Source organism: Paraglaciecola algarum, assembly GCF_021532655.1.
In the GTDB taxonomy this organism is placed as follows: domain Bacteria; phylum Pseudomonadota; class Gammaproteobacteria; order Enterobacterales; family Alteromonadaceae; genus Paraglaciecola; species Paraglaciecola algarum.
This window is the reverse complement of record NZ_JAKGAS010000008.1, coordinates 109,876-131,330: the sequence shown is the minus strand read 5'-3', so window position 1 is coordinate 131,330 and position 21,455 is coordinate 109,876. Positions and strand designations below refer to the sequence as shown.

Genomic DNA, 21,455 nt, shown 5'->3' with positions numbered 1-21,455 from the left:
TATCAATTCAATCTTTAACTTAATTGTCGTATGCACTGATGGATAAAAGTGTTTTTATTCTGCCTGTAGCATTGCGTTTCCATATTCTTAAATGTTTTCCTGTACTTACCCCTGAGATTTCTGCTGTGCGGTAAGCGGCAATATGGGATGCGTGTTGAATGATGTAATCTCCATGCTCTTCGGCTTTGTCGGTTCTATCTTGCAACATACTAAAAGTGGGTAGTTGCTGTATATGTTTACGCCAATAATCATCGATGGCCTTTTTACCGACTACTGGCGGATGGTAGTTGGGATATTGCCTGGCATCTTGTGCATAAACTCCAATTAATACTCTGGGATCTCCTTCTAACACGGCGTCCTTACTTAATACTTCGTACGCCGCCAACTCTATTGCTAATTCATTGTCTAACGAAATACGCGAGCCTAAGGCTGTGACAACAGAGGGGACATTTTTAAAAACTAACTCCTGTTTGAAATCAAACCATTGGTTAAAGTTCCATATGTCGGTATCTATAGTCCACTGGCCTTTAGCTTGTTTACGCCACAAGTTGGTGTAGTGACCGGATACTAATTTTTGTTGTCCTTGCTTGTTGAGCATGGTCAATTCAAATGCCCCAGATTCTGCGATAAGTTTGTTTGCTATGGGAATAAAGTCAGTGGCTGACTTTTTATAACTTTGAATATCAAATCGCTCAAACAAGCTGTCGAAATAGTGTTTTGCATTCTCTTTGCCAAAAATAGTCGGGTTAGCCTCAGGCATTAAGCGAGTGTCAGTTGAGTATTGGTTTAATAATGCTACTGTGTTTTCTGCCAGCATAGCTTGGGTATAGTCTGTGCGATGCTGATTGAGAATTTTCGCTACATCTGTCTTTACGCCAGATTTTGCATAAGCAGTTTGTGCGTTCTGTGCACTCATACTGCTGCTTGAAAACACTAGGCTTACAAATAACAATGTTAGGTATTTCTTAAATTTTGTTAATCTGTTTATCAATAGTTTCATATCTTTAATCCTGTTTAATAACCATCATAATTGTGCATGCCTATGTGGCGGAAAAATCTTAATTCGCCATTTTCTAGGCGTTTACGCAAAGAGATCCCTTTGCCATTTGCGCTGCCAGGCACGCCGTCGTAGGTCCAAGCCACAGCAAATTTGGCAAATTCCAATATGAAACCATCGAGGTAAATCACCTCATGGCTGTAAGTTTTCACAGACTCAATAATCGCGCCATGAGAGGAATACTGAATAAGGTATGGTTTAAGCACTTCCATGCCTTTTTTGGGGGTATCAGCAAAGGGATAAAAAACGGCGTCTTGAGCATACATTTTGGCTCGTAATTCTCCGTCTTTTTGTTTCACGCCTTTTTGGCCTAGGGAGTGGTAGGCCTGTAGTTCAATACTCATATCTGTGGCTTTAAAACCACTAGGCGAAAGGCCGGCACGAGTTTTCCTATCGGTTACCCATAGTTCTGGATTTTCTAGGTGTTTATAAAACCCAAAGGCTTCACCGATGATTTGAAGCTCTTTTTTTACTCCACTATCTGTATCCCAAATTCGCCAATATTTACCTGTATAGGTTTTGGTTGAGGTGTGATTTAACCATTGGACATCCATGTCAAAATTACCAATTTCCAGCACGTATTTGCCTAGTTTGAGCATTTCCGTCGATTGGTAATTAATCTGGTGAAATTTACGTTGTTTATTGAGCGCTGTGAGATAGTCTTTTATCTGCTGTGCACCGTTTAAGGTGGGTTGATATTCAGGCATAAAAATCGCTTTTTCAGCATAGTGTTCCAGTACCTTAGCAACATGCCCTTTTTGCAGGTTAGTCTGCCAGTGCTGATTTATATTATTAATGGATTGAGCAATATGTTTTTCAACATTTGTAGTCTTGGAATTATTTTGGGCTTGGGCGCTATTGCTTAATAAACATATACAAATAACGCTTAACACCATGGGGAGTAGATGGAGGTTTTTCACTATTAATGCCTCTTATGTCGATTTAACTAATACTTAGTTGGAAGGCTAACAGTGAAGGTTTTTTAAAACGTACGAACTCAGTGGGTCGAACGTTTTATTTGGCTAATTCAGTAGAATTATGTTGATAAAGGCGAAGATTGGGGGATTTGTTTACGATATTGCGAAGGTGTTTGGCCTGTTTGTTTTTTAAAAGCAGTATTGAAGGTGGATTTTGAATTAAATCCGGCAGTCAGGGCTATATCTAGAATGGTCTGCTCAGAAGGTTCTGACAGTTTACTCATAACATGTTGAATTCGATGTTCTGTGATAAATTCATAGAAATTGGTGTGTAAATCTTGATTCAGAATTTGGGTCACGTAATAAGGTTTTTCACCAATAGCATCGGCAAATTTAGCTAGGGATATACCACTGTCTAAGGCCAGTTGAGTAACATTATCTTTGTTGAGTAACTTGGCCTGTACCCGTTTTATAAATTGGCTATCGAGTTTTGTCTTTGCATATTTGGGTGATTTATCTGTTTCAGGCGTATGTGGGCTAGTGCTTGAACTAGGCGCAGCTGTATTTTCATCGATTATTGCTTGTATTGTAGTTGTTGCATCCGGAGTCGACGCAGGCAAAGCACCGTGAAATATATAAAATAAACACCCCAAAAGAATGGCATATTCCATGATGTTGGCAATTACAGTAATCTCAATTTGGCTTTGCCAAAACCAGCAATTAAAGGTGCGAATTAAGCTAAATACCAAGTTGGCTAACACTAAGACTAAAAGTAATTTTAATACTAATAGTGAGCGGCCGTGTAAACTTGAAAACTGCTGCATAGTGCGCCTAACTTCAAGCTTGTATATTTTGAAGGCTTTTTGCCAATACACTGAAACTTGGGCAACAAATAATAAAACACACAACAACATAGTCACGTGAATAAAGTGACCAAATTCCCCACCAAATTCAAAATAGAACAACACCTGTGACGCCATAAATAATGGGGTAACTAAGGCAATACTGGCTAGAATAAATGCCCACTCCCAGAGTTTAAATTTATGGGATAAAGCTTGGTTTGGAGTGTTTGTTACACCACGCGCAAAGCGTAATAAAAGTGGCGCAGAGCCAAATGATAAAACAAATAATAAAGACAGCCAGATATGGCTTTGCGGCATGGGTACATGAATGATTAACCATTCACATAAAGCCATAGTCATCTTTATGCCTAAAAAACCAGTCAAATAACCTTTGTGGGTTAATTTTGCTTGTTTGATAAAGGTTAAAAACAACACACAAACAACCAGTGCAGTGATATAAAAACCGCCTCTGATGGGTTGCGCGAAGTTTAAAATATCCATTTTCGTTACGTGAGTCGTACAAGCATAGGTTTTATGATGCTAGTAAGTCTTGATAAAATCAATACCCTTAGTTAGAGATCTAATGATTACAAATTGTCAGATGTTCGAAAGCGATTTGCCGCCAGAATGCTAGCCAAATCGTTAAACCTTACCCCTTTTTCTTGCATAAACGCATTCACTTTTTTGCTGATCATTTGTCGAATATAAAAAGGTTGACCCGGTACAAAATGATGAATGGTATGGCTATTACCAAAATTAAAACAAAATAGTTGGAATGGTATAAAGGCCCAATGATTTAACACTTGGGTTTGCTGGATTAAGTTGTAAACGCCGCCATAATAATGCATCGACGAAGTCACAAAGTTTAAACAAGCTGAACGTAAAAAGCTCGGGGCTACCCATACCACCATAGCTAAGTTCATGTAATCCACTAGGCTCATAAACCAAGCGGGGTAGTCAGTTGCAATGGCTAAACTCTCAAGTATAAAGTTAGCTCCATGAAACAATACAAAGGCGTAAATAATAATGTAATACAGAGTGGTTAACGGGAAACCTGCATTAAACAAACGTAAAAAGTTATAACCTTTTATCTCTTTAGAAAATTGTTTAGTACGCAGTATTAATCCCAATAAACCATCACATATGACTAACAACCGTAAAAAATGGCTTTTAGTGCCATTGCCCACCAAACGCTCTTCAATGTCTTGTTGGGTGCCTGAGGTTTTATGGTGGTTTAAATGAATACTTTTGCGATACCAAGGGTTAATCGTACTAGGTCGAATAATCCACACTAAAAACATCATCAAATGGTACATGATGGAGTTTGTTTTGAAGTACTGCATATGAATCAAATCATGTTCAATTTCGTGGGTAATAGACGTGCTCAAAGCGCCTAAAACAATACATACCCAAGCTGGGATAAGCCCATAAAAGTACAAGATACCTGATGTCATAAACCCCAATACTGAAAATAACAGTAAAGCTAAACCTAGGCTGTTTTGCTGAGCTAAGATGGGCAACTTACAGCGTAAGTTATTTTCTTGAGCTTTTATAAAACTAACAATTTCTCGAATCGTATTTTTATCTTGGTTGGCTTGCATTGGTTTCCTGTTATGGTGTTTTTACTATTGGGTTTTCTAAATTAATAGGTATTTACTATTTATGATATATATCTTGCTAAGGTCGGTACACCTGCACTTGGGTGTAACCTTGCTCATGCAACAATAACGCTTGGAGTTGACTCATTACCCCGCGCTCACAATACAAGTAATAGTGTTTGTCTTTATCGAGTGTTGGGAATTTTGAGGCCAACTTAAAAAATGGAATATGACTAACTGTGATGTTAGCTAAATCAAGCGGTTTGGCTTCTTGTTCTTCAAAGGAGCGAATATCCAGTACTACGCCGTTAGCCGGTAATATATCTACTTCTGTCACATATTCTGTTTCTTGCTCGGCTTCTAGGGCTATGGTGCGTATGTCACGCATTTCAGCTACACCAATTACTCGATCCAAGATGCTTGGATCTAGCTTGTTTTCTTCAGCTTCAATATCAGCTAATTGTGCAGTAGTGGTTGGCCTTTTTGATATCACGCCACAATATTCGGGCATGACTTTAGCAAACTCTTCGGTACCTATCTGTTTAGCTTGATCGATAATGTCATATTTATCTAAACAAATTAGTGGCCTAAGGATGATTTTGTCGGTGGCTTGATCGATCACACTTAGATTGGTTAATGTTTGGCTCGATACTTGGCCTAAACTTTCACCGGTAACCAAGGCACTGATATTTAACTTGTCTGCCACTTTACTTGCGGCGCGCATCATCACTCGTTTAAGGACCACTCCCATCAAATTATTTTCGACATTTTTTAGAATATCCGCAACCACAGGGGCAAAATCTACCGAGATAAACTTCACTCTGTGAGATTCGCTGTAACGCTTCCATAAATAATAACTGACTTGTTTGACCCCAATTTCGTGTTCGCGGCCACCTAAGTTGAAAAAACAAAAATGGGTACGCGTGCCACGACGGATCATTTGGTAGCTGGCCACACCTGAGTCGTAACCGCCAGACATGAGTGACAAGGCATCACCTTGGGTGGGCAGTGGCATGCCGCCTAAACATTTAATTCTGCTATGGCTTTGAATGAGCTTGTCGTTGTGGACTTCAAATTCAATAATTTGATCTGGTCGTTTAAGGTTTACCCCGCCGGTCTCACAGTTTTGGTTGAGATACCCCCCTACATATCGTTCTAATTCGAGTGAGGAAAAATCATGCTTACCTTTGCGTTTTACCCGTACTACGAAACTTTTTCCAACCAATAATGGTGCCCAAGTCTGTTTGACTTGCTGGCAAATATCATCTAGGTCGGTGAAGGTGCTTTCTTGTACTCGGATGATTTGATCAATACCGGGTATTCGTTGCAATAACGCTATAATTTTATCTTGCTTGTTTATAGACTTTGGATTAATGATAAGTATCAGTTTATCCCATGCAGAACGTACCTCTACTGAGAGCTCGTTTGATTTGAAAATCCTGCGAACATTACCTTCCAGCACAAAAGTAAAACGTTTGCGTACTGCGCGGCTTTTAATAATAATTTCGGGATGTAAACGGATAATAAACTGCATAATACTAAGTTAATAAATAGCTCTATTGAATTTACGGCTGCGGATTATAATACCAAATACTTTGCTATAACAGCTTTTAACCTGCAGGCTGATTTAGCTACAAAACCCAGAAGCATATTTTATATAAATAATCACTCCATCTTCATTAAAAACCAAAGGTTAGTTAATAGATTAAGACCCTCCTAGTAGAGTGACAAACAATTTATATAGTGGCTTTTCAGCGCCTTTAAGTTTTGCTGTTACATTCTAAAATGACATAAGTTATGGGGTTGCATAACAATCACCTTCCACTATTTTTATGTTTACTAGTTGTTGTTTTTGTTGAATTTTTGTTGAATTTCAGTGTTTAAAGTTGGCTTAGATTTATTTGTGTTCGGTAAATTGAATAAATAGCGCCTAATATTGCAATTCCGTTGTTACCCAAGCTTTATTTGTGATAAAAAATTATCAGAACATTTTTTGTTCCGTCCTTTTGGTGTATTACACGTTTAAACTTTTTACGTGAACCTCGCCTTATTTATTCAATACAAAATATTAACTTAATAAGTTTCAACTATAAGGAACAGTCTATGAACTTTCGGATATGGGTGTTAGGGGTTTTCTCAGCTGGACTTTTGAGTTGTAGCGCTGAAGAAAAACAAACAGAAAAAGTAACAGACACACCAAAACAACAAGCTATGGTGGTGACTGCGAATCCACATGCCACAAAAGCTGGCTTAGATGTGTTACGAGCGGGAGGATCTGCTGTCGATGCGGCTATTGCAATTGAAGCGGTATTGAGTCTAGTAGAGCCACAAAGTTCAGGTTTAGCCGGTGGTGCCTTTATGGTGCACTTTGACAGTGAGACAAAAAAACTAGCGGTTTATGACGGTAGAGAAAGTGCACCAAGTGGTGCTACAGCGGATATGTTCCTGCTAGAAAACGGAGACAGTATGCCTTTTATTCAAGCCAAAAACAGTGGCTTGTCTACCGGAGCACCGGGCGTATTAGCTATGTTATCAATGGCCCATGAAGAACAGGGCACATTGGAGTGGGGCAGCTTATTTAGTCATGCCAGCAAGTTGGCAAAAGAAGGATTTGAAATATCTCCTCGTTTACACGGTATGTTGGTTCGGTTTGGAAAGTATATCCCAAGTACTCCAGAACAAGGTCCAACCGATGCCTATGAGTATTTTTTTGATGACGCGGGAGTAGCTCACCCTGAGGGGTACCTGCTGAAAAATCCAGAATATGCTAAAACCTTAGAAATAATAGCTAAAGACCCATCGGCGTTTTATCACGGAGAAATTGCCAAAGACATAGCCGCTATGGTGCAACAAGAACCAAGAGCGGGTAGCTTAACGGCTGAAGATATCGCGGCCTATAAACCAGTCAAGCGTGAGGCTCTTTGTCAGGATTATCGTGATACTCAAATATGCGGTGTGCCGCCTCCTTCTTCATGGTTGGCTGTGGGTATGATCATGGGGATATTAGAAAATGGTCCAAAACCAACTACTGCAGGTCCTAGTGATCCAAGAAACTGGGCTATTTTAGCGCAAGCTCAACAGCTTGCTTATGCCGATAGAGATCAATTTATAGCCGATCCAGATTTTGTGGACATGCCAATAAAAGGAATGCTAAACAAAGAGTATCTAGCGAGTCGTGCAAAACTTATTTCAGATAGGTCTACACCTCTCACTTATGCTGTAGGCAACCCTTGGGCCTACAACGACACGCCAAGTGACCAAACTGCAGGTATTGATGCGACCCAAGACGTTCATGGTACAACGCATTTTGTTATTGTAGATACAAAGGGTGACGTGGTGTCGATGACCGCGACTGTTGAAAGTATTTTTGGCACTACTCGTATGGTTGGCGGCATGTTTTTAAATAACCAACTAACTGATTTTTCTTTTCAACATACTGATAAAAATGGCAACGCTATTGCTAATGCAGTTGCGCCGAATAAGCGGCCACGTTCGTCTATGTCACCTTCTATCGTATTAGATAAAAATGGTGAGTTTTTAATGGCGACGGGATCTCCAGGTGGTAATAACATCATTGCTTATACCGTTAAGACAATGGTGGGTGTGTTTGAATGGGGCTTAGATCCGCAAGCCGCTGTTGATTTACCTAATATGGTGGCTAGAGGAAAAACTGTTCGTTTAGAAAAAGGCGCGACCCCAGAAGCAATTATTTCGGCAATGAAAGATTTGGGATTTGATGTGGATGCCTCAAGAGGTGAAAACTCTGGTTTGAGTGTTATTTTACGTAAACCAGACGGCACCCTTGAAGGTGCAGCAGACAAACGCAGAGAAGGGGTTATTGGTGTCCTTTAGGGCTTAACCTTATACTCATTTTTTGCAACCTAAGCGGTAATAGCTTTGTAAAGTTTTTAAAATAATATGCAACACATTGAATTTATGCTGTTTATTACCGTCTGACTATGTAGTTTTCATGTGTGTTGTAATTTTAAGCCTGATTTTTTATCAGGCTTTTTTTTTGCTATTTTTTACTGCAATTAATGGTATTAAAGTGCAGACTCGTTTTTATTTTGAGTACACATGGATTGATTATTTTTACATAAACTGTCCATCACTTGTTTGGTTTCAATTTCAATGTGCTGGCTGATTATTCGTTTAATGTGCTCGCGAAGCCATATCAAGCCTTGATCACTATCTTGTCGTTTGTGCCACAAAGAGGATACTTGCTGGGGCATGAGTTCGATAGGTGGCTTGGTGGCGGCTATCTCACCCGTAATAATCTCGTTGGCTACTGCAGAAATTGGAATGACACAAATTAGATCACTTCGTTTAATTAAATTGGCCACAGATGAAAAGTGATTGATGGTAACCGCTACTCGCCTAGAGAGCCCATGCTCGAGTAAGACCTGATCGGTAAAACCTGTTACGTCGCCAGACAAAGAAACTAACAGGTGATCTGCTGCTGCAAACTCTGCTAATTTTAAGTCAGCTTTGGCTAATGGGTGACCATGCCGCATTATGCAGATAAATTGGGGTGAAAATAAATACTCAGCTCTGAAGGTATTGGATATAACACCAGATGAGCCAACCACCATATCCACTTCTGCGTCTTCAAGTATTTGGTTGGTATTCACTATTGTATAGGGCACTGTATGAATGTTGATACCTGGCGCTTCTTTTTCAATGACAGCCCGTAAATCTGGCCACACCATGTCTACTACTATGTCAGTTGCTGCTACTCTGAAAGTACGTTTGGCAGTGGCGGGGTCAAAACTTTTAGGGTTTACCGCTTCGGTCAACGAAGTCAGTGGCGCTCGTATCTGGTTCCATAAATTTTGTGCATGTAAAGTAGGCTGAATATTACGCCCATCTTTGACAAATAATTCATCTTTCCAAGCCACACGCATTCTACTTACGGCATTGGATACGGCTGGTTGAGTCATAGACAATCTATTCGCCGCTCGGGTGATAGAGCGTTCGGTCATGATGGCATCAAAAACCATTAAAAGGTTTAATTCTTGCGGGCGCATGGGATCTTTTCCTAAAAAGTCATACTTAATAAAGTATCATTTTGGTGAATGTATTTCATATGAATATATAATTATTTTTATGTTTTTTGATTAGGCATACTTAAGCTATAACATTCGAGCTTAGATTTTGAACCTAAAGCTTGAATCAGTCGTACTTAATTAAAAATTATATTGCTCTTAAGGGGTTTGAAAAAATGAATGTGAAATTTTCTATACTAAGGAAGGTCAGTCAAACGGCTCTAGTTATTTTGTTGACTGGGATGGCGACACTGTCGGCGAATATTAGCTATGCAGATCAAACTAATCCGCAGGTATTACTTGAAAAAGTGACCAACACCACTTTTCAACGAATTGAGTCAGAACAGCAAGACATTCAGTCAAACCCTAATCATCTTAAAGGCATAATCGAACAAGAGTTAATGCCTCATATTGACCATCAGTTTGCTGCTTTTAAAGTGTTGGGAAATCAGTTTAGGGCTGTTCCCAAAAAGCAAATTCCTGAATATGTAGCAGAGTTTAAACAGTATTTAATCTCAAATTTTGCCACCGCACTGGCTAGTTACGGTGGACAGCAGTTAATTTTTGAACCAGTAAAAAATGTCGAGAACCTTAAAAATTTAACCATCAAAGCCATTATCCGTGAAGCAGGTCATCCTGACATTAACCTGCACTTTAAGTTACGTAAAAATAATAAGACACAAGAATGGAAAACCTATGACTTAGTGGCCGAAGGTATAAGTTTGTTATCTAGCAAAAGAACTGAGTTTGCCTCGGTTATTCGCCAACAGGGTATTCAAGCTGTGATCGACATTATGAAAGATAAAAATAATCAACCATTGGAACTGGCTGCAAACGCTAACTAAACTATCATTAGACATTAGATAAAGGGGGATTAAGCATCCCCTGATTTTCTTCAAAAGTTAAGGGGGTTAGTCATCACTCTTATCGTAGCCAAACCATTTTTTTAACTGCTTGCGTACTAAAAACAAGCTCAAACCAAAAATCAAAGCTAATAGTGCACCCCAAAATTCCAGGGCTTTGGTCCAAAAGGTATCCTCAAAGTTTTTCCGCCTTTGGTTGTCTATAAAGGCTTCATTTACCTCTACGCTAACTTCAAGAGTATTCGCTGTTTTAGGTATTGCAGGACCGGTGCAATCGTCAGTGTTAAACAGGTTTACGGTGGCACTCACCACGAAGTTACCCGCTTTAGTGGCGGTTAAATTGAATTTTGCATCTACGCCAGAAGGGTGGAGTAATAAACACCGTGAAGATACCGGAGAAACTTCGAAGTCTGGGGCATTCGCTTCAACCAATGCATACTGCCCCACCGCGGCTATCTGGGTTCCTGCATAATTCATATCTATGTCTGGTTGCGGAGTGAATTGTTCGTCGCCTATCCACACATTTAACAGGCCTTTATTACCCGGCAACTTAAGTTGTTTAGAGCCAGACACCACCACAGAATAAAACTCAAGTGCTGAAACACCACCTGCGGCAGTACCTAGTTCTTCAACACTGGATCCACCTGTCAAGATCGCCTCAATGATTGCATCGTGGTCAGTATTATCAGGATAGTTTGCTTTATTTGTGCCGCCATTGCCTGAGGTATTTGTCTTACCCTTGCTGCTAGAGCCAGTGACTGGAGTCTTAGCCATACCTGATGAGGGCGCTTTACTTATTTGGACTGGTGGCACTAATATAGGCTGTGGAGCTACTATCACAGCGGGTGGTGTTGAAATTTCAGGGGGCGCCTTGGCCGTATTTGTTACTGGAATTTCAACAATCGGCTCAACAGAGTTAGCCTGCTCTTGTTGTTCATTATTGGGATCTTTTTTTTGTCCGCAAGATGTGACAGTAAACAACAATATTAAGTAACAAAGCGTGTTTAGAGTATTTTTCAGTTTGTCAGCGAAAGACATTTCAATTCCTTCTTTATTGTCTAAATTTTATGCTAATGCAAAAAAGTAGCTGAAACAAGCATGTAAGACAGTCGATTTACATTTAAAACTAAATGTAATTTAAGGGTGTTGTCACTCCCTTACAAATGGCAAAATAACTGGCTCATATACTGATTAAAATACGAGTGTTGTTACTTGAAATTTTCCCAACGAGCACAAGCTATTTCTCCCTTTTATGCCATGGCTTTTGGTGAAAAAGCGGCAAAATTAGAAGCCCAAGGTAAACATGTTGTTAAGTTGAATTTAGGTGAGCCAGATTTTGGCGCACCACCTGATGTGTTAAACACTATGCAGCAGTTAGCTGAGAATACAGACTTACCTTACACTTCAGCTCTGGGCTTGCCTGAATTACGCCAAGCTATCGCTGACTTTTACCAAACCAGTCATCAAGTTGATATCGATCCAAATCGTATTGTCGTAACTGCAGGTGCCTCTGCTGCGTTATTGTTATTGTCAGCCGCTTTGGTTGATGAAGGCGACCAAGTGATCATGGCTGATCCTTGTTATCCTTGTAATCAAGAATTTATCAAAAGTTTTGCTGGCAAGGTGCAGTTGGTGCCCACTCAGGCCGATTCATACTTTCAACTTAACAATGAGTTATTGCAACAGCATTGGCAGCCAGATACTAAAGGGTTAATGTTAGCTACGCCGTCAAATCCCACAGGAACATCAGTTCCTGCACAAGAGTTAGCTGCAATGTGTGAATTTTCCCGTAGCAGAGGTGCATGGCTAATTGTGGATGAGATATATCTTAACTTGCATCATGGTGAAGCTGATAAACAGCCGAAAAGTGTGTTGTGTTTCGATGACAAGGCTATAGTGGTGAACAGTTTTTCCAAATATTTCGGCATGACAGGTTGGCGCCTTGGTTGGTGTGTAGTGCCGCAAGAAATGGTGGATGTGATGGAACGCTTGGCGCAAAACTATTTTATTTGCCCATCAACCGTGGCGCAAAAAGCCGCATTACAATGTTTTACTAAAAACTCACTTGCTGTGTGTGAGACACGGCGACAAACCTTGATTACTCGCAAAAAATTAGTGTTAGCCGGTATTCAAAAGTGTGGTTTACAAGTGCCAGTGCAACCAGACGGGGCATTTTATGTGTACATAGATGTGAGTGTCACCGGACTCAGTGCTATGGAATTCTGTGAACGAGTATTGCAAGAAGTACATGTAGCCTTGACACCTAGTGATGATTTTAGTGAGCAGCATAACCAATTTGTACGTTTGTCTTATGCTTCCGCAGCGTCAGAACTAGAAGAAGGTTTGCGCCGTCTGGCAAAGTTTATGGCTAGCTTAAATACCTGAACTCTAATATAAAAAGCTAGTTACCGCCGAGCGCGCAGAGGTAAAGTAAAAAGAAATTATCAAGGTGACCGATTATCCACCTTACATTGTTAAATGAATAGTTTAAGTAAGATTGATAGGTGAGGCTGTGCCAAAAACCGACATAAGGTTCTAATATAGAAACGGCTTAAATCGACCTAAAGTGGACATTAACGCCTAAGTAATAGTTGGCTAAAATGTGAAGCGAAGCGGAACCGAGCCAACTGTTATGTGTCCGTTATTTAATTGCCTTGTTAAGTTTCGTTGTTTATACTTAGCCCTAATTAAAGACCACTTTAACGTACTGGTGAGAGCATGACAACTAGAATATTAACCGAAGCTGCGGCAAGTATAAGCGAGCTAAAAGCAAACCCGATGAAAGTTGCATTGAGCGCTCATGGTGAAGCAATTGCAGTTTTAAATAGAAATGAACCTGCATTCTATTGCATACCAGCGGAGACATATGAATTTATGATGGATCATATTGAAGATCTAGAACTACTTGCAATTGTTGAACAACGTAAGAATGAAGCAAGTGTAAAGGTTAGTTTGAATGACCTATGAGTTGGAATTTAAAAAGTCAGCTCTTAGAGAGTGGAAAAAACTAGGTGCTACGATCCAATCACAGTTTAAGAAGAAACTTACTGATATCTTAAATAATCCCCACATAGAAAGTGCCAATCTCTCAGGTGGTAATGAATTATACAAAATCAAACTTAGACAAGCGGGTTATCGATTAGTGTATGAGGTCAACGATACGGTCATTACCGTCACTGTAATCTCTGTTGGAAAACGTGACAAAGGAAAGGTATATAAGACTGCAATGGATCGTACCAACTAAAGCTTTGAATATGGGGATTTTAGGAGCGCTTTTTCAGCGAGTAAAATTCCCACCATGATGCACTTGTTAGGCGCCATCGTCTGCGCTTGAAATTTCATTTGCTATCCTAGCTGTTGATAAATAAAAAGCATAAATAGAATCTATTTGCCCGTTCGCGATTTGCTCATGTACTTTGTTCATTGGAAAACATAGGTGACTATCACTAACCAATACGGCATATTGGTCGCCAAATTTAACCCATTTGCCGCCAAGCTCCTCGATTATGACTTCCCCTAAGAAAGCACCCCATATCTCAGGTAGAATCCTTTTCGCATTATCAGATAAATGAAGGTGCTCATCTGTGATTACCTCACTAAGAAATTTCACTGACGCTTCATTATAATCAAAGTGAGATATACCCTGTTCATGCATCTGGCTTACTGTATGCTTTGATCCTTCTTTTATTCTAGACAAGATGCTTTTCGGGACTTCCTCATGGCTGAGAAAGCGTTCTTCTGCTTTTGAATGATAACTTGTCAAAAAAAGCAAAATGATTAGAAGTGCTACTTTCAATTTATACATCCTTTTAGTTGATGGCGCCTAACGCCTCATTATTTGCCGTAACTTACTAATATATTGAACGATAAAGATAATTAAAAGGCAGACTGATGTTAAGTATATTAAACCTGTGTCACTGATTTTAGCTACTTCAGGAAGCCACTCAAGAGGGAAAAAAACATTTAGCATTAAGTAGATTAATACCGTACCAAAAAATACAAAAAATAATTTAGTAAATTTGTTAAGCACCAAAGGTTGATTCATTTTAAAGAGCATATTGATAGGTCCGATAAACATGCCTAGTAATAACATTTTTTTATCAGGATAAATTAGTAAACTAACAATGATAGATAGTGAAATTAACAGCCAAATACTTAACCTAAATAATTCAACACTTCGACCCTTGAATGTATCCACCAAACTCTCCTGAAAACCTAACGACAAGCTAACCCGCCGCCTTGTATGGATAATAAATCCCACTTAATAACTCTTGTTAGATGCCTTGGCATATTTGCTCACGTTGGTAGCCCTTCGTAGCATGGCACATGCTCTAACTCATGATCCCAATTTGCTCTGCTGGACACAAAGAGATGCGCATTGGGCTTTAGGCTCACTTTGCTATCCAGACTGCCAGCTGGAACCACCAACAAGCTGCCCTTGAATTGTTGAGAAGGAACCGCTGAACCACAGAGCGAACAAAATGATCGAGAGTGGCGAGTTGAAGGCAAATTGAAAACCACAACTTTATCGTGCCCAGCCGACCATTTTAGCGTTGCTGTTGAACTGAATAGGTTAGCAGCATGAGCAGATCCGGTGTCTTTCTGACAGTATTTGCAATGACACAAGAAGAAACCTTCAAAATCACCTATGACTTCATATTGAATTTGACCACAAAGGCAAGACCCGCAATGCAATCCACTCATAATCAATTCTCTATATGTTCAAAAACGAAACAGTAAGCATCTAACGCCAACATTTGGCGCATTTTGGTTGTTGCTTGGTCTTTTTCAAGCGACGACCAAAATGTCGCTCAAGATGTTTTTGTGTACGCCCAGCATGGGCATGAACTAATGAGGTGAAAGTCCTCTGTAGGAAGGTCACCGTCGAAAACCATGTTGTGATTAGACGATAACTACTAGCGAATGGCAAGGGCTTAACCGCGAGGTTGGGTCTGAAGGAAGCCGGACGCAAATCTGCGAGCTGATGAACAAGAACATCATATGAGGCGTAGGCTGAAGGTGAGTTGGCACAAGACGACGAAACCACGTGATCTAACGGCCACCGTAAATGATGCAGCAGTGCAGAGACAGTTCATGCTCTTATCTGGGGAGATCTGCTTAACAGGCGATCGGTAAATAACCAGTGAGACTCTGGTATATAAGTGTCTTGGCCTTTGAGTTTCATCAACCCAAGGAGCGAATGAGATGAAAACCGATAGCGTCAACAGGGGCAACTTTGTTGATGATTAAGCAGAAGTCAGCAGACGGCATAGTAGCCAAATGCCCATCGTAATGGTTGGGACACGGTGAAGGCCTGAACCTGAAAATCAATTAGGAGCCTGTGCAGCTCACTTGTTTCGTATCCGACCGGACTTAGGAACAGTGGCGCAAAATCAGAAGCCATAATTGGAGCATGAAGGAGCTAATCGGCCATCATGCTTTAAACATTTTCAGGAAACGCCCTGTGCGGAGCCGCATGCAGGGTGTTGTGGGGGCTGGAGGTTAGAGACCTCCGGCTACCCGATTATGTGTTTTATTGCTCTTTGACAATTTTAACAGTTGTGGGAATTTTCCCTTGATAATGTTTAATGAGCAACTCCCTTATTAGTTTTTGCTCTTCTTGTTCTTCACGTTGCCTATTAAGAGCATCCTCAGATGGATCAGAGGTTATGGTTTTAACGGGTAACGATAGCCGCCCCATTAAAAGCTCAATCGAAGCTCGCCTTAGCAATTGTTGCTCATTCTCTATATCTGCATGCCCTTGGGGTGAATATATTGAACGTTTTATATGAGTTTTATCAAAGCTATAATCAAGTCTCTTACCCATAGTATGAAGGAGTTCAGCCAAGTGATTTTCCTTCTGATCCCCCCATGTTGAAATCTGCGAATCATATAGAGCCTTTTCAGATTTTTTAACCTCTTCGCTCTTACCTTCAGAAGTTGGGTACTTCGGTACATTCAATAGGTGATCCAAATATGATTTCCATGCATCTGTAACATCTCTGTCACCATCAAACTCCAAGTCAATCATATTGAGAGCTTCAACATGACGTGGGTCGAGATTTCTTCCTCTAGTCGCCATGAGAGTCTTAAATATATTGAGTTTTCGCTCTCTCTTATTTCTCTTCTTTTCTAGAAACCTTTCCACCTGTACCGCAACTAACGGTGCGGATAGAACGGCGATTATCATTAGAAGATCACTAAAGCTAAAATTCGATAACATAGTTTGGCTTTCCTTCTTTTAGCCTATAGAGGTTGCTTGTTCTCAGACGCTGACTTACACATAACACTTATTATCGAGCATGTCGTATATGTAACTTCTCGATTTGATTTTTAATTTAGTCACCATCAGCACTTACCTTTTGATTTTATTATGTATTTTTCACTATTCTGCTATCAAGAAAACAGCATATTTCAAAAGCAAAAGGAGACCTGACTTTAACGCGACTTTTCTGCTTCCTATTAAAAACCATGTGCAAAATATTTTCCATAGTTAAATGAATAACTTAACGTTTTTTAGAAAACAAAACGAGACCTCGGAAATTTACATAGTAGGAAGGGAGATAGAATTTTTTAGTAAAATTGCATTATAGTAATCGTTGTTGATAAAAGGCTAAGGTCCGGCTTGTCGGATAAGGAGACATTAGTAATTGGTACTTCCAACGTACTCTTTCGCTTATAGCTGCCAGCCAGAATATATGTCAGCACTGAGCATTTTTTCTCTGTGAAGTGCAGCGCTCTGTGTTCTCAGTGGTTTACATTTTTTGCTTTTGGGAAGAAATCGAATACTACCACTTAAAACCCCTGCAACATAGCTGGATCATAATCCTCAGCATTCAAGGTTAAATTGTATTGATTGGCCAAGGTATCAAGTTCAACTTGTTTAACGGCTAATTCATCCATGACTATTGTGTTGTCGTCTAATTTCCAAAGTTGGCGAGAGCCTGCATAACAATACTGCAAGCTAATTAACGCGTTTACGTCACCGGCTTTAGCTGCGGCCTCAAGTTTGAGCATTTTACGATTGATTTTAGTTAAGGCTTGTTTTAACTCCCATACATACACAAGTTCGGTCATAAATTCATGTTGACGATACTTATTCAACACCCAAGCAATGACAAGACAAGTTACGATTACACCAGTTAAGTTCCAATGAAAGTGACTGCCACTTTCGTCAGGAAAAAGTGCAATGAGAATTTGTGCGACAGCTAAACAGCCCACAACTAAACTAGCAATACAGGCAATAATGACTTGGTTAAGGTGTTTACGATAACGTTCTTTATTAATTTCGATAAGTTGCATTTTGGTTTATACATATATTCATTCACTATTATGATCATAACATCAAAAGGAAGTGAGCAATGGTAAAAGCTGCTGAAACGATAGACCAAGTTATTGAACAACTAACAGATATAGTGCAGTGGGCAAAAGTACATAAATCTAGAGCTGGGTATTTTGCCGCTCTTTATTGCAAAGTAACCATTAGGGTGAAAGAAGGGATCGAGCAAGGAGAGTTTGAAAATGCAGAACGTATGGAGCGGCTAGATGTCATTTTTGCTAATCGTTATATTCAAGCGTTTTACCAAGATCAAAATGGTGCAAAGCCTACTAAGTCTTGGCAGAGGGCTTTTGAAGTCAGCGATAATTGGTGGCCAATTGTTTTACAACATTTATTGTTAGGCATGAACGCCCATATTAATTTAGATTTGGGCATTGCAGCAGCACAAACCTACCCAGAAGACGAACTGCCATTGTTGCAAGAGGATTTTAACCGCATCAACCAAGTTTTAGCCTCTTTAGTAAATGGAGTGCAAAACGATTTAGCAGAGATTTGGCCGATTCTGGGCTTTTTTAATCGCAATCTGGGAAACCTTCAAAAGTCTGTTATCAACTTCAGTATGGAAAAAGCACGTGATGCTGCGTGGGAATTCGCAGAGAGTTTAGCGCCGCTGTCAGAACCTGAACAGCAGCCTTTAATCTTATTAAAAGATCAACAAATGGCTGATTTTTCTAGAGTGATCCGTTTCCCTGGATTCACTGGTACTGCGATCACAAAACTTATTCGGATTGGTGAGCGCGGTGACGTGGTGAGCAAAATTAATGTATTAATCTAGAAAATGGCAGAGCTTTACAATTGCTCAATGAGCATTAATGCACTCCAGCATGCCTAACGGCTTCTGAGTAGGTTTTGGATACAGGCACTTGAACCTGATTCGTTAAGCTAAGTAAGGTTTTACGGTTTTCTTTTGTTACAGATTGAATGGCATCAAGTGCTACCCACCAAGAACGGTGAGTTTGTATGCCGGGATATTCATTTAACATGTCTACGGCATCTTTAAATCGCATCAAGATTAGGTGATGACCTTTGTCTGTGTATACTTTTAAATAATGATCTTCGGAAACAAAACAATATAACACTCCGCGTTTTTCTACAGGTAATAAGGCCATAAACTTGTCGAGTTGTTCCTGATCTTTTGCTTGGGTTTTATTTAGCTCGGTTTTTTGTTCAATCAAGATGTCTTTTACCATACTGATCAAACTGATCACTCCGCCAATGACGATGGCCTTTGGCAATACATCTACAAATTGTTGCCATATAGGGCGGCTGTAATCAAAAAATAAGTACGTAACTAAGGGGACAACAAAACTCATAGGAATGCTCGAAATTAACGAGCCTATGGCAACCCTGTGCCAATGAGTTGGAATGGGTTTTTCTAGGTGGGTTTCGGCAAAGCTAATAATTGGGTGATAGACAAAGTATCCCGCAATACACACTGTGTTCCAATAAAGAATAGATGTGAGTAATGAAAGCTTATTCATACCATAGGGTGATAAAAAGCCAACAAAGGAGCCAATTCCTATAACTATCAGTAAATCTTGAAGTTTTTTCGTGACAATTTCGCGATTCGTCAAATGTTCTGGCCTTAATTTTGTGTATTTTGCGAAGTCTTTTACTTGCTTCGCGTAATCTGGCTGTGCTTCTGCTAGGCAACATTCTATCGTCTTTTCAACGGGACGCAATTGTTCCAATACCGAAATTTACACGAGGAAATAAAAATGAAAAAACGTACTTTTAACTTGGTTGCTTTAGCTATGGTGATGGGTAATTTACACAGTTTTGCAAGTGAAGCCAAAGATATTGAGTTTCAGATACAGGGTATAAATAGTAACAAGGGTAAGTTGTATGTGCAGTTGTTTAAAGGGCAAGAGGGTTACAAAAATGGACAAGCGGTAAATGCATCTATAGTTAACGCTCAAAAAGGTGAAGCGAAAATTATGTTTAGCGTGATTGAAGCAGGAGAGTATGCCATAAGGTTTTTCCATGATGAAAATGACAACGGAAAGTTAGAAACGAATATGTTTGGTATGCCAACGGAAGGGTACGGTTACTCAAATAGTGCGAAACCTAATTTTGGTCCGGCTACTTATCAACAAATAAAGTTTAATGTGCCTACTGGCGCGCAAAAAGTTGTCAACAAAACTCAGGTGATTTACTAATGGATCGCCGCCAAGTTCTTAAAAGTTTGTCTGCTATGACGGTATTGGGTATGACGCCTGAAGCCAATTTATTAGCAAAAAGCCTATCCAATACAACAAAATACAGCGATTTAACTCAGGTGCAGCAAAACTTCGCTTCGGCGTTAGCTAATGAACCTGCACTTCTAGGATTTACAGATGTTAAATCAGACTTTAAACCACAAGAACTCACCATTGAAGGGAGGTGGCCTAAAGAGTTAACCGGCGCTTTTTATCGCAATGGCCCTGCAAAACATGAAAGAGGTGGTCAGAGATACAAACACTTGTTCGAAGGCGACGGCATGTTGCAGGAGTTTACAATGGCCGATGGTAAAGTGCGTCATCGTGGTCGCTTTATTCAAACGCCTAAATTTACCCAAGAGCACCAAGCTGGAAAGTTTTTGTATTCAGGCCCTGATTCTCGTCTAGAAAATTCACTTGGTGTAGCGAGCCCGAATGATATTAATGTGGCGAATACAAATATTATTCCCGTCAGTGAAAAATTATGGGCCCTTTGGGAAGCGGGGTCTCCTGCTTTGGTGAACAAAAAAAGTTTAGATTTTGAAGGTTATGAAGTAATAGGTGGTACTCAAAGTTACGGACAATCATTAAAAGGTGTACCGTTTTCGGCCCACCCTAAAATTGAAGCTAATGGCGATATTTGGAATTTTGGATTGAATCCCACCGGGCATATCGTGCTTTATCATTTAGGGGCCAATGGTAAGGTCAAAAAAGTTAAGGTGATTGCCACTCAATACCAAGGTGCCATGCTTCATGATTTTTTGATTACAGATAAAAACTTATTGATTATATTGCCTTCAATAAAAAGTAAGCGCTCACATAAAAATGATGGGTTTTTCTCTAGTATTGAGTTTTCTAAGCAATTACCTATGCAGGTTTTGTTAATTAATAAAGAAGATTTTTCCATAACCAAACAGTATGAGTTGCCTGCTGGTTTTGCGTTTCATTATGGAAATGCGTGGGAGGATAAAGACGGAACCGTGCATTTTGACGCCAGTTTGTATCCTGATTTAAGTGTCTTAACTGCTCTGTCTGACGTAATGCAAGGGCATGATTTACAAGGGGCAACTGATGCTCAAAATGTTTTGGTGACACTACATAAAAATGGCAGTCATAGCATGCTCAATACTATGGTGAATAGTGAATTCCCTCGAGTGTTTTCACAGGTCACTGGGCTAAAAAATCAAACTTTGTTTCATGTTAGTAATGAGACTGGCAAGATGTGGAGCGACAGGGTAAGTCGTTTTGATCTAAGTTCCCAAAGCTATCAACACTATCATTTTGGTGATGAATATCTGGTGGAGGAACATATTCCAATTAAAGGAACAGGTAAACAAAATTACTTGTTAGGTACGGCATTGAATGTTCCAACAAAGCGCACATGTTTAAATGTTTTTAATGCTGATGCCCTTACCGACGGGCCAATGGCCAGAGCTTGGTTACCTTATCATATACCCTTGGGGTTCCACGGTAATTTTGTAAAGGGGTAAACCTGCTTTTAACGCCCGCATAAGTTGGGCTTTAATCTTATTAAAAGATCAACAAATGGCTTATTTTTCTAAGGTAGTCCGTTTCCCTGGATTCACTGGTACTGCG

General features: G+C 39.9%; 21 protein-coding genes. 8 read left to right on the top strand and 13 right to left on the bottom strand.

Annotated features, from left to right (window positions below; all coding sequences use genetic code 11):
- Positions 1-19 precede the first annotated feature (19 nt).
- From L0668_RS15000 to thiI, 5 genes are all read right to left on the bottom strand, one after another.
- Positions 20-916 carry a DUF4440 domain-containing protein gene (locus L0668_RS15000; RefSeq protein ID WP_235313527.1) on the bottom strand — a complete coding sequence of 299 codons (897 nt, stop codon included), beginning with the start codon at positions 914-916 and terminating at the stop codon, positions 20-22.
- A gap of 98 nt (positions 917-1,014) precedes the next feature.
- Positions 1,015-1,977 (bottom strand): hypothetical protein, encoded by a 963-nt coding sequence (locus tag L0668_RS14995; protein WP_235313526.1) that lies wholly within the window; start codon positions 1,975-1,977, stop codon positions 1,015-1,017.
- Between the two features lie 116 nt (positions 1,978-2,093).
- Positions 2,094-3,317, bottom strand: a complete 1,224-nt coding sequence (locus L0668_RS14990; protein WP_235313525.1) for a helix-turn-helix domain-containing protein — start codon at positions 3,315-3,317, stop codon at positions 2,094-2,096.
- A gap of 86 nt (positions 3,318-3,403) precedes the next feature.
- Complete coding sequence (locus L0668_RS14985) at positions 3,404-4,417, bottom strand: fatty acid desaturase (RefSeq protein WP_235313524.1); 1,014 nt, start codon at positions 4,415-4,417, stop codon at positions 3,404-3,406.
- A 76-nt stretch (positions 4,418-4,493) separates the two neighbouring features.
- Positions 4,494-5,951 (bottom strand): tRNA uracil 4-sulfurtransferase ThiI, encoded by a 1,458-nt coding sequence (gene thiI / locus L0668_RS14980; protein WP_235313651.1) that lies wholly within the window; start codon positions 5,949-5,951, stop codon positions 4,494-4,496.
- Positions 5,952-6,517: 566 nt separating this feature from the next.
- Here thiI and L0668_RS14975 point away from each other — a divergent pair.
- Complete coding sequence (locus tag L0668_RS14975) at positions 6,518-8,266, top strand: gamma-glutamyltransferase family protein (RefSeq protein ID WP_235313523.1); 1,749 nt, start codon at positions 6,518-6,520, stop codon at positions 8,264-8,266.
- A 191-nt stretch (positions 8,267-8,457) separates the two neighbouring features.
- On the opposite strand, the gene L0668_RS14970 is transcribed toward L0668_RS14975, so the two are convergent.
- On the bottom strand, positions 8,458-9,441 hold the full coding sequence (locus tag L0668_RS14970; RefSeq protein ID WP_235313522.1) for a LysR family transcriptional regulator: 984 nt from the start codon (positions 9,439-9,441) through the stop codon (positions 8,458-8,460).
- A 194-nt stretch (positions 9,442-9,635) separates the two neighbouring features.
- Between L0668_RS14970 and L0668_RS14965 the strand changes: the two genes are divergently transcribed.
- On the top strand, positions 9,636-10,304 hold the full coding sequence (locus L0668_RS14965) for an MlaC/ttg2D family ABC transporter substrate-binding protein (protein ID WP_235313521.1): 669 nt from the start codon (positions 9,636-9,638) through the stop codon (positions 10,302-10,304).
- A 66-nt stretch (positions 10,305-10,370) separates the two neighbouring features.
- On the opposite strand, the gene L0668_RS14960 is transcribed toward L0668_RS14965, so the two are convergent.
- The gene (locus L0668_RS14960; protein WP_235313520.1) at positions 10,371-11,360 is read right to left on the bottom strand and encodes a hypothetical protein; all 990 of its coding nucleotides are present in this window, start codon (positions 11,358-11,360) and stop codon (positions 10,371-10,373) included.
- Positions 11,361-11,534: 174 nt separating this feature from the next.
- On the opposite strand from L0668_RS14960, the gene L0668_RS14955 reads away from it, so the two are divergent.
- The 3 genes from L0668_RS14955 (at position 11,535) to L0668_RS14945 (ending at position 13,566) form a co-directional block, all read left to right on the top strand.
- Positions 11,535-12,707, top strand: a complete 1,173-nt coding sequence (locus tag L0668_RS14955) for an aminotransferase class I/II-fold pyridoxal phosphate-dependent enzyme (RefSeq protein WP_235313519.1) — start codon at positions 11,535-11,537, stop codon at positions 12,705-12,707.
- Positions 12,708-13,040: 333 nt separating this feature from the next.
- On the top strand, positions 13,041-13,289 hold the full coding sequence (locus tag L0668_RS14950; protein ID WP_235313518.1) for a type II toxin-antitoxin system Phd/YefM family antitoxin: 249 nt from the start codon (positions 13,041-13,043) through the stop codon (positions 13,287-13,289).
- Positions 13,279-13,566 (top strand): type II toxin-antitoxin system RelE family toxin, encoded by a 288-nt coding sequence (locus tag L0668_RS14945; RefSeq protein ID WP_235313517.1) that lies wholly within the window; start codon positions 13,279-13,281, stop codon positions 13,564-13,566. Before L0668_RS14950 ends, L0668_RS14945 begins: the two co-directional genes overlap by 11 nt.
- 66 nt (positions 13,567-13,632) lie before the next feature.
- Here the strand turns inward: L0668_RS14945 and L0668_RS14940 are convergent, their stop codons facing one another.
- From L0668_RS14940 to L0668_RS14920, 5 genes are all read right to left on the bottom strand, one after another.
- The gene (locus tag L0668_RS14940; RefSeq protein ID WP_235313516.1) at positions 13,633-14,118 is read right to left on the bottom strand and encodes a hypothetical protein; all 486 of its coding nucleotides are present in this window, start codon (positions 14,116-14,118) and stop codon (positions 13,633-13,635) included.
- Between the two features lie 27 nt (positions 14,119-14,145).
- The gene (locus L0668_RS14935; protein ID WP_235313515.1) at positions 14,146-14,583 is read right to left on the bottom strand and encodes a hypothetical protein; all 438 of its coding nucleotides are present in this window, start codon (positions 14,581-14,583) and stop codon (positions 14,146-14,148) included.
- Between the two features lie 35 nt (positions 14,584-14,618).
- On the bottom strand, positions 14,619-15,026 hold the full coding sequence (locus tag L0668_RS14930) for a GFA family protein (RefSeq protein WP_235313514.1): 408 nt from the start codon (positions 15,024-15,026) through the stop codon (positions 14,619-14,621).
- An 829-nt stretch (positions 15,027-15,855) separates the two neighbouring features.
- Positions 15,856-16,545 (bottom strand): DUF6680 family protein, encoded by a 690-nt coding sequence (locus L0668_RS14925; protein WP_235313513.1) that lies wholly within the window; start codon positions 16,543-16,545, stop codon positions 15,856-15,858.
- Between the two features lie 572 nt (positions 16,546-17,117).
- Positions 17,118-17,624 (bottom strand): DUF3087 domain-containing protein, encoded by a 507-nt coding sequence (locus L0668_RS14920; protein WP_235313512.1) that lies wholly within the window; start codon positions 17,622-17,624, stop codon positions 17,118-17,120.
- A gap of 59 nt (positions 17,625-17,683) precedes the next feature.
- Between L0668_RS14920 and L0668_RS14915 the strand changes: the two genes are divergently transcribed.
- Positions 17,684-18,436, top strand: coding sequence for a DUF5995 family protein (locus tag L0668_RS14915; protein WP_235313511.1), 753 nt, complete (start codon positions 17,684-17,686; stop codon positions 18,434-18,436).
- Between the two features lie 34 nt (positions 18,437-18,470).
- On the opposite strand, the gene L0668_RS14910 is transcribed toward L0668_RS14915, so the two are convergent.
- Positions 18,471-19,352 carry a LytTR family DNA-binding domain-containing protein gene (locus tag L0668_RS14910; RefSeq protein WP_235313510.1) on the bottom strand — a complete coding sequence of 294 codons (882 nt, stop codon included), beginning with the start codon at positions 19,350-19,352 and terminating at the stop codon, positions 18,471-18,473.
- 27 nt (positions 19,353-19,379) lie between these two features.
- On the opposite strand from L0668_RS14910, the gene L0668_RS14905 reads away from it, so the two are divergent.
- Together L0668_RS14905 and L0668_RS14900 are read left to right on the top strand one after the other, a co-directional pair.
- On the top strand, positions 19,380-19,820 hold the full coding sequence (locus L0668_RS14905; RefSeq protein ID WP_235313509.1) for a DUF2141 domain-containing protein: 441 nt from the start codon (positions 19,380-19,382) through the stop codon (positions 19,818-19,820).
- Positions 19,820-21,349: a carotenoid oxygenase family protein gene (locus L0668_RS14900; protein WP_235313508.1), complete on the top strand. Its 1,530-nt coding sequence runs from the start codon at positions 19,820-19,822 to the stop codon at positions 21,347-21,349. Before L0668_RS14905 ends, L0668_RS14900 begins: the two co-directional genes overlap by 1 nt.
- Positions 21,350-21,455: the final 106 nt, after the last annotated feature.